We start from the raw sequence: 8,231 nt of genomic DNA on the forward strand, positions 1-8,231 counted from the left end.
ATAGGGCGGACAGAAATGTCCGCCCTCCGGACGCGATAAATCGCGCCCCTACCAATGCATTGTCCACCTTCGGTGTCTCTGTTCCAGTCCGGCCTGCGCGGGAATGACGGAATCGGCGGATCGGAATCCGCCCCTACGCGGGAATGACGCCTCCGGGTTCCCGCCTACGCCCGCTTCCGCTTGCCTTCGACCGGCACGAGCCGCGGTTCGCCTTTGCCTTCGACGGCTTCACGGGTGATGACCACTTCGCCGATACCCTCGAGATCGGGCAGGTCGAACATAATCCCCGTCATCACCATCTCCACGGCGGAGCGAAGCGCCCGCGCTCCGGTGTCGCGACGGATAGCCTCGTCAACCAGCGCGTCGAGCGCGTCGGGAGCGAACGTGAGTCGGACGCCTTCCATCTCGAAGAGCCGGGCATATTGTTTGACGAGGGCGTTCTTCGGCTCGGTCAGGATGGAGTGAAGCGCTTCCTTCGAGAGGCGGTCGAGCGTCGCGACGACCGGCAGCCGTCCGATCAGTTCCGGGATGAGACCGAACTTGAGCAAGTCCTCCGGCTGGGTCTGCTTGACGAGGTCGTAGTAGCCCATCCGGCGCCGTCCACGGACTTCGGCCTCGAAGCCCATTCCGAGGTTGCCGAGCCGGTTGGAGACAATCGAGTCGATGCCCTCGAACGCGCCGCCGCAAATGAAAAGGATATTGCGGGTGTTGATGGAGAGGAGCCGCTGCTCGGGATGCTTGCGTCCGCCCTCGGGAGGGATCGAGGCGATGGTGCCTTCAAGGATCTTCAGGAGCGCCTGCTGAACGCCTTCGCCCGAGACGTCGCGGGTAATCGAGGTCGAAGCCTCCTTGCGCGCGATCTTGTCGAGTTCGTCGAGATAGACGATGCCTATCTCGGCTTGGGAGATGTCTCCGTCAGCGGCATGATATAGGCGCACGAGGACGTTTTCGACGTCTTCGCCGACGTAACCGGCTTCGGTCAAAGTGGTGGCGTCGGCGATGGCGAAGGGGACTTCGAGGAACCGCGCGAGGGTTTGGGCGATCAGCGTTTTGCCGGTGCCGGTCGGGCCGATCAGCAGGATATTGGACTTGTCGATTTCGACGTCGGAGTCGATCGAGCCGGCCGAGATGCGCTTGTAGTGATTATAGACCGCGACGGCAATCTTTCGCTTGGCATCCTCCTGGCCTATGACGTAGTCCGAGAGGCGCTGGTAGATCTCGCGCGGTTTTGGGATGCCGCGCTTCAGCGACCGCTTCTGAGCGACGGCCAGTTTGACCACTTGCTGGGCATTGGCGACGCAGACGTCGCAGATCGCTGCGCCGGGACCTTTGACCAGCACTTTGGTCAATTCGATCTGCCGCCCGCAGAAGGAGCAGCGTTCGGGTGGAAGAGGAGTTGGTTCCAAGGATTTGGAAATTGGATTTTAGAGATTGGATATTGAACACTGAGTTGGGGTCCAGTAACCTAACTCGATAGCGGCCTTATCCGTGTCAATCGTGCGCTTATGACCACGAAGCAACCGCGGATCCGGTCACCTTGCGACGCGATAAATCTTTGCACCAAATTAGCCTTATCTGCGGGCGCCATACCCGCTAACCGTAATAAAATATAAATGGGTGCAGATAATTGTGGTATTCTCCAGTAGGGCAGGCATTCCGGCCTGCCCTTTGGACGGACAAGAATGTCCGTCCTACTGATGCTACTATTTGATGCCCCGATTAATAATACCATTCGAGGCGAGGCGATGTCGAAATATCTTATCGCCGAATCCCTTGTCCGCAGCAAGGATTATGGATTGCACCTTATCAGCCTTGTGTAGAACTTGATCATCTCTGATGCCGGGAGAATCGCTCGCGATGAACTCAACTCTATGACCGGAGTTCCTTAACGCCACGACGATCTGCAAGTCGGCGTTCTCGTCGGCAAGAAACTTCAAGCGGAAGCGATCTCAACTGGAATGACTGTCTCGCTTCCAAGCATTTCCGCCGCATAGGCAAGCGCTGCCTGAACTCCATTGCGGGTTAAAGTCGGATGGGCGGCAAGCAATTGTTCGATGCTCTCACCGGCAGCGAGATTTTCGAGGATGAACTCTACTGTAAGGCGTGTGCCTACAATGACCGGTTTTCCCAGCATCACATGAGGGTCAATGACTATTCGAGGCATATTCCTCCCGATACGATTTAGGCTTGCGTCCTTGTGACGGTGCGGAGACGCGCCTACTTCTTCTTCCCCTTTGCGGGTGCGTGTTCCTTTGTCTTGGCTCCGTTCTCGCCGCGGGAGGCAATCACCTTGTCGATCAGCCCGTAGGACTTCGCCTCATCGGCCGACATGATATAGTCACGATCGGTGTCTTTGGCGACCTTGGCGAGGGGCTGCCCGGTTGCTTCGGCGAGGATGCCGTTCAACTTGTCGCGCGTCTTCAGGATTTCGCGCGCGTGGATGTCGATGTCCGACGCCTGCCCCTGAATCCCGCCCATCGGCTGATGAATGATGATCCGGGAGTTGGGCAGCGCCGAGCGCTTTCCTTTCGCACCGGCCGCCAGGAGCAGCGCTGCCATCGAAGCGGCGTGCCCGACCGCGATCGTCGCCACGTCGCACTTGATGTAGCGCATTGTGTCATAGATAGCCATTCCCGACGAAACCAGCCCGCCCGGCGAGTTGATGTAAAGTGAAATGTCCTTGTCGGGGTCTTCGGCTTCGAGGAAGATCAACTGTGCGATCACCAGCGACGCCACGGTGTCGTCGATGCCGCCGGCAATGAAGACGATTCTCTCCTTAAGCAGCCGGCTGTAGATGTCGAAAGCGCGTTCGCCGCGACCGGTCTGCTCGATCACCATCGGAACGAGGTTCATAGATTGTTTCTTATGTAGATAGGTTGACTTGCGAAAGGGCGATCTGGAAGAGGGCTTTCCGCCCAAATCTAACTGTATAAGATACGCCGACTAGGCAGGCGTTGCAAGCGCGGATCTGGTGCGAGCCGGCAGAGTTGGTGAGGTTGAGGTGGAGGGGGCAAGGAAGGGCCTGTTCGGCTGGAAGTTCGAGAATACCTTCATGGAACCTACCAGACCTATGTGACGCCCTCCGAAGAGGTTGGCGGCGGCATCGGGCTGGCGGAGAGGGTTCAAGCGTCGGCGTCGCCGGGAGTCTAATCGAGGTGGACGAATCGAGGGCTACCTGCAGAAAGCGATTGCCGCGGGGGCTTCGGTGGCCGTGCCAAAGACGGAGATTCCGGGGCATGGCTGGTTTGCGCATCTTCTTGCGCCGGACGTGAACACCGTGGGGCTGTTTCAGAGCGGGCATCAGCAGCAGATCTGAGTCCCCGACTGTAAGGGGATTCGGAAACCGATGTCGGTTCAAGGGTGAGGGGTTCCAAGAGCATCGCGGGCGGGATGAATCCCGCCCTTTATATTCCTGCTCCGTATAAACCCATCTTGGAACCAGGGACTTCACAGCTCCAACAGCATTATCTCCGGCGCTACGATAACGAAGGACGGGCAACACTGGCTTGCTCTTAATACCCCCCTGCAGTCCCCCACAAAGCAAGGCGTTGTATCAGTTGGTTCTCGCACACTTACATCTTGTGCTACTCCCATCTCACATTAATCCTCATTCGAAAGGAACCACTCGACAAGGTATATGTTTGGAGGTAACCGCCAGCCGCAGCAAGTGCGCTCATACGGAAACTTATCCTCCCCATCACTTCGTAAGTCGATACATCCTCATCATAGAGCCTGAATGACCACTCATTCACAAGGCTGGCGAATCGGTAGGGAGTCGGCAAATTCCACTGAAGTGGTAGATCACTGGGACGAATGTCCTGCACAGCAGCAGTGCTAAGCAGTATGTTACCAGCGGCATCACAAAAGTCGATTTGAGGGTCAGGCGCTGATAGTGCATCCCAAGCCGTCCCATCCAGTCTTGTCCAAGGGATGTCATTTAGCAGGAACGCCTCGAGATAGCATGAGCCGGGCGTAATAGTTATCGACTTTGTGATGGTATCAGCGCGCGCAGTGGTCGCATTGGAGGCGATCAAACGGATGCTATACGTGCCACGGGTAGTGTATGTAATCGACGGATTTTCTTGAGTCGAAGTGCGACCGTCGCCGAATTCCCATTGGAATCTATCGGCATAGAGGGAGCGATTAGCGAAGGTGATTTGGGCGGGAGTAGCAGTAGCGCCGGACCATGTAAATTCGGCAATTGGATCCGGCTGAAGGATCGTAATCACTTTTGTGAGGCTCGCGGACTTGCCAGAAACGCTATCTGTCGCAGTCAATGTGACCTGAAAACTCCTTGCCGTCTCGAAAACGTGAGTTGGATTTCGCTCTGTGGAACTATTGCCGTCCCCGAAGTTCCAACTGTAGCGATTTGCATTCGACGATTGATTGGCAAAGGTGACTCGTGCAGGTGCGACGAGATCGCCGGACCAGGTGAAATTGGCAGTCGGATCGGGGGCAGGTGATGTGGGATTGCCGTCATCGCTCGAGCAACCGATGAAAAGCAACAGAACGAGGAACGGAAGTGCGAGTGAAAGAAAGCCAGATGGCGCAGAGGACTTCATTTCGTTTCCTTTTGCGATATCAGAGGAATAGGAAGGGGCTTCCAATTGAGCACCAACATATGGTCTGTAATCCGAGGAGTCAACTCTTGGGCGCGACATTAAGATATCTGGGGGGGCTTTATCCATCACTTATCAATACACATCTACGGCCACTCAAAGCCCCAACAGCATTCTCTCCGGGGCTTCTACGCACTCCACGATCCGCTTCAAGAACGTAACCGACTCCCGCCCGTCGATCAGGCGGTGGTCGTAGGAGAGCGCCAAATACATCATGTGCTGCACCTCGATCCGGTCTTCGCCGATAGCCACCGGCCGCTTCTTGATGCCATGCAAACCCAGTATGGCAGCTTGCGGCGGGTTAAGTATCGGCGTTGAGCGCATCGAGTCGAAGACATAGAAACCTCCATACGAGAAATGGTCAGACTGGGACCCATCGATTCAATTGACGCCGGCCAAGGACTTCTCACCGACGACATAGAGCAATATGGCGCCTCTGGCTCCCAATTACAAGAGTGACGGCTCCATTCCCACAAAATTTCCCGCCCGCTGTGGAGTGATCTGCTGAGAGCGCAGTGGGGCCAGCCTTCTCGCCTGCCCCACTTAAATTCTAACTCCTCAATTCCTTAATGCCGATCTCTCCAGAGTAGCCTCACCACTTCATACCGATTCGCACGGCTGCATTGCCTCGCAAGGTGCCCACCGAGGCGCTCATCGTCCGCGTTTTTGCGTCGCCGCGCCCGGCGTCTATGGCGCTGAAGAGGTGGTTCAGTATCAAACCTCCGACGAACAGAACGGCTTGATTGCGCGCCAGATCGCTGCGCAGCCGGACGCCTTTGAACTCGAGCCGGCTGCCGTCCGAGTCCCATTGCCAGCGGTCGCCCTCGGCCAGATACATGCGGTCGAATTCGCGATCCTGCAGCCGCCGGTGGTTATACTCTCGCTCGTTCATCCAGTTGCCGATATCGACATAGTATTGATGATCGCGGTCGGCCGAGACCCCGGCATGCTGACGGGCGAATTGGCGGTAGTCATCTTCCAGCCACGAGGCATAGAGTCTCAGACCGAGGACGCCCGCCAGGAGCGTTGCCTCGGCGGTCATAAAGGCGTATCCTACGGTCTTGCGACCCTGCGCGATCTGCCCAAATCCGGGCAAAAGAAGCGACTGAATGAACCCGCTCCCGGCGGCTTTGGGCGGCGTTGCCGGTGGCTTTTGGGCCAGCGGCATTGCGGCTCCCTCAAGCGCCAGGAAGGTGCAGACTGCCGCCGGCAGCACGAAACGCCTCAGCAAGCGATTCGTCACCACTTGAAGTTCAACCCCGCGAGCGCCATCCGCTTGCCGCCGTATTCGTAGGACCGGAAGCCGACCTCGGCTTTGGCTTTCATCCGTATCGCCCGCACTGCAAAACTGGCGTGCAAGGCCGATGCGACGTGGTTCAGCATCGCGACCTGAATGGCAATCGCCGAGCGTTCGAGCATCTGGTTCGACTCATAGCGCATATCCATATAGCGCTCGGAATTGAGCGACCGGCCGTCAAAGTAGGGCGTTCCGGGATCGTCGCCAAACCGGTCGTCCCATCCGAAGCCGAATTGCCGGATATATTTACCGATCATCTCGTAGTATTGCTGGTCGTCCGAAGATGAGCGGTTGCGGTCTTCACGGGTCGGCATTTCGTGCGTGAAGCCAGTCGAAGGCAGGTAGTGAATCTTCACGTCCCACTCTTCCGCCACCCACTCCGGCTCGCTGCGGGTATATGCCCCCGAATCGCCCCACTGCGGACTGATCGCCAGGTCGTATTCAACACGCCGGTATTCACCTTCTGTGAAGTGCGCATCGGCGTATTTCTTGAACTCCTTGTCCTGGTCCATTCCCTGGTTGTAATAGAGGATGACGCCGGTCCAGGCGGCGGCTTCGATAGCCAGAAAGGCTGCCGCGCGCCAGTTTAGCCCGGCGTAACGTTCGCCCATTCCGGGGAGGATCGCCGAGAGGATGAGCGCCTTGCCGGGGTTCAGTTCCTCCACGCCTTTGCCGGCATCTTTTTGTGCTGCGCTTGCCGACGGTGTCAGCCCGGTGAGCGCCAGCGCCGGCACGGCCTCGTCGGGATTGAAGAGCATCCGGCTGAGGGGTTCGCTCCCGGCCGCAACGGCTGACGCGGCCAATGCCATGGTGAGAGCCAGTCCGACGGCTTGATACTTAAAATGTGCCTTCATCGAATTGATCAGTCCTTGATTGAAAGGTCTCTTGTGTTGTGCTGTCATGGTGAGAAATTACAGGTAATCGAACAGCAGCGTTACATACCATCTCCACTCCCGGCCGTAAGTCTGCCGGATGGGGCCTTCGACGACCGCAAACCGGTCGAGTCCGTAGGCGGCGGTCAGCGCGAGGTTGGTCGGGAAGCCATACCAACTGAACATCTTGAGCCGCAATTCCGCTCCCGCATCGCGGCGTAGTTCGGCGTTCGTCAGCCCTCTGTTCCAGGCATCGCCGGCTTCGGCAAAGAGCGTTCCGGTCAGCCGGTCGAAGTGCACCGGCCCCACAGACTGTGCAACGCCCACAAGAATGGGAAAGCGGAGCGAGAGCCTCACTGCAGCCCGGCGCGTCCCGCCGAGGCTGTAAAAACTATAGCCGCGAAGTCCCTGCAATCCGCCCTGGTAGAGGTTGAAGAAGGGATCGACCGGGTCCGAAAGCCAGCCTCCCATCAGGCGCGGATTGAGCACTACCTTACGCCATAGCGCCCAGTAATAATCGAGGTCGCCTTCGATACGGAAGTAGTTGTAGGGCTTATAGACTTCGAGCAGGGTGTATTTGTCCTGATCGATTTCGAAGCCTTCGATAAACCGGTTGTTCTCCCGCGCGGCTTCGATCCAGCCCTTCCAGCCTCCTACGGGATGAATGTCCATTCCCGCCGAGCGGGTCCTCATATCGCTTGACAGATTCAGCAGGTAGGCTGTCCCCCGCATATAGGTGTAGGTGAATGTCCCGCCGTCGTCGAAGCGGAGGTCGGCTTTGTAGTTCGAATAGCGGAGCGCGCCGGTGAGCATAAAGTCGTCACCGAGTGGATGCCTCCCGCCGACATCGACTTCGCCGAGGTTGAAGGTGTAGTCGATGGCATACTTCCCGAAGACCGGCACCGCGATGCTGTCGGCGCCGCGATGCTCCCACCGCTCGCCGACGATGACAAACGGATCGTCGAAATGCTCCCGGCGGTGTCGCGTGATGTTATAGGCCTCGAGAAACAGGGTCGGAGCAAGAACGCGGTAGTCGGCGGCAAGATAGAGATCCCGGTCGCCTTCGCCGTTGATCTGGGCGCCGCCGAACAGTGAAAGGCGCTCCAGGAACTCGTTGGTATAGGCGTAAAAGCCCGGCTTGAACCGACCGTAGTCCCACGCGATGCGGGGGAGTATGAACAACTTGCCGAACGGCGTAGCATAAGGCTTCGCAGCGGACGCGACCGTCGTCGGAGGCGTCAGGTCACGCTCCCGACGGTCGGTCTCCCGCCGGGGATAGGTCATCGCCGATTCGGGAACAGTTGTCGTCGAGTCGAATAGATGGATACCGTAGCCGTTGGGTCCAAAGGAAGCATAGGCGACCTGCCCGCCGGCACCGAGCGAGGGCTGAAACGCCCCGCCGGTTACGTTGGAGAGTGCCTCCGGCTCGCCGCCTGCGATGTG

At 58.0% G+C, this 8,231-nt stretch carries 8 protein-coding genes; 1 reads left to right on the top strand and 7 read right to left on the bottom strand.

Annotation, left to right across the window (positions count from 1 at the left end):
* Positions 1-164: 164 nt before the first annotated feature.
* The 3 genes from clpX to clpP all read right to left on the bottom strand — a co-directional run bounded on the left by clpX (position 165) and on the right by clpP (position 2,853).
* Positions 165-1,406: an ATP-dependent Clp protease ATP-binding subunit ClpX gene (gene clpX / locus FJY67_10225; protein ID MBM3329830.1), complete on the bottom strand. Its 1,242-nt coding sequence runs from the start codon at positions 1,404-1,406 to the stop codon at positions 165-167.
* 527 nt (positions 1,407-1,933) lie between these two features.
* Positions 1,934-2,164 (bottom strand): DUF433 domain-containing protein, encoded by a 231-nt coding sequence (locus FJY67_10230; protein MBM3329831.1) that lies wholly within the window; start codon positions 2,162-2,164, stop codon positions 1,934-1,936.
* Positions 2,165-2,217: 53 nt separating this feature from the next.
* On the bottom strand, positions 2,218-2,853 hold the full coding sequence (gene clpP, locus FJY67_10235; protein MBM3329832.1) for an ATP-dependent Clp endopeptidase proteolytic subunit ClpP: 636 nt from the start codon (positions 2,851-2,853) through the stop codon (positions 2,218-2,220).
* 238 nt (positions 2,854-3,091) lie between these two features.
* Here clpP and FJY67_10240 point away from each other — a divergent pair, with 238 nt between their 5' ends.
* Positions 3,092-3,316: a hypothetical protein gene (locus FJY67_10240; GenBank protein MBM3329833.1), complete on the top strand. Its 225-nt coding sequence runs from the start codon at positions 3,092-3,094 to the stop codon at positions 3,314-3,316.
* Positions 3,317-3,584: 268 nt separating this feature from the next.
* Here FJY67_10240 and FJY67_10245 read toward each other — a convergent pair whose 3' ends face one another.
* The 4 genes from FJY67_10245 to FJY67_10260 all read right to left on the bottom strand — a co-directional run bounded on the left by FJY67_10245 (position 3,585) and on the right by FJY67_10260 (position 6,770).
* Complete coding sequence (locus FJY67_10245; GenBank protein ID MBM3329834.1) at positions 3,585-4,688, bottom strand: PKD domain-containing protein; 1,104 nt, start codon at positions 4,686-4,688, stop codon at positions 3,585-3,587.
* Positions 4,689-4,715: 27 nt separating this feature from the next.
* Positions 4,716-4,943, bottom strand: coding sequence for a hypothetical protein (locus FJY67_10250; GenBank protein ID MBM3329835.1), 228 nt, complete (start codon positions 4,941-4,943; stop codon positions 4,716-4,718).
* Between the two features lie 268 nt (positions 4,944-5,211).
* Positions 5,212-5,850 carry a hypothetical protein gene (locus tag FJY67_10255; GenBank protein ID MBM3329836.1) on the bottom strand — a complete coding sequence of 213 codons (639 nt, stop codon included), beginning with the start codon at positions 5,848-5,850 and terminating at the stop codon, positions 5,212-5,214.
* Positions 5,851-5,858: 8 nt separating this feature from the next.
* Positions 5,859-6,770: a hypothetical protein gene (locus FJY67_10260; protein ID MBM3329837.1), complete on the bottom strand. Its 912-nt coding sequence runs from the start codon at positions 6,768-6,770 to the stop codon at positions 5,859-5,861.
* Between the last annotated feature and the right edge of the window lie 1,461 nt (positions 6,771-8,231).

The organism is Calditrichota bacterium (assembly GCA_016867835.1).
Lineage (GTDB): Bacteria > Electryoneota > AABM5-125-24 > Hatepunaeales > Hatepunaeaceae > VGIQ01.

Excerpts from the sequence above, each read along its gene's own strand:
- FJY67_10230 (MBM3329831.1), bottom strand. The coding sequence starts at position 2,164 with ATGCCTCGAATAGTCATTGACCCTCATGTGATGCTGGGAAAACCGGTC.
- clpP (MBM3329832.1), bottom strand. The coding sequence starts at position 2,853 with ATGAACCTCGTTCCGATGGTGATCGAGCAGACCGGTCGCGGCGAACGC.
- FJY67_10245 (MBM3329834.1), bottom strand. The coding sequence starts at position 4,688 with ATGGATAAAGCCCCCCCAGATATCTTAATGTCGCGCCCAAGAGTTGAC.
- FJY67_10250 (MBM3329835.1), bottom strand. The coding sequence starts at position 4,943 with ATGCGCTCAACGCCGATACTTAACCCGCCGCAAGCTGCCATACTGGGT.
- FJY67_10260 (MBM3329837.1), bottom strand. The coding sequence starts at position 6,770 with ATGAAGGCACATTTTAAGTATCAAGCCGTCGGACTGGCTCTCACCATG.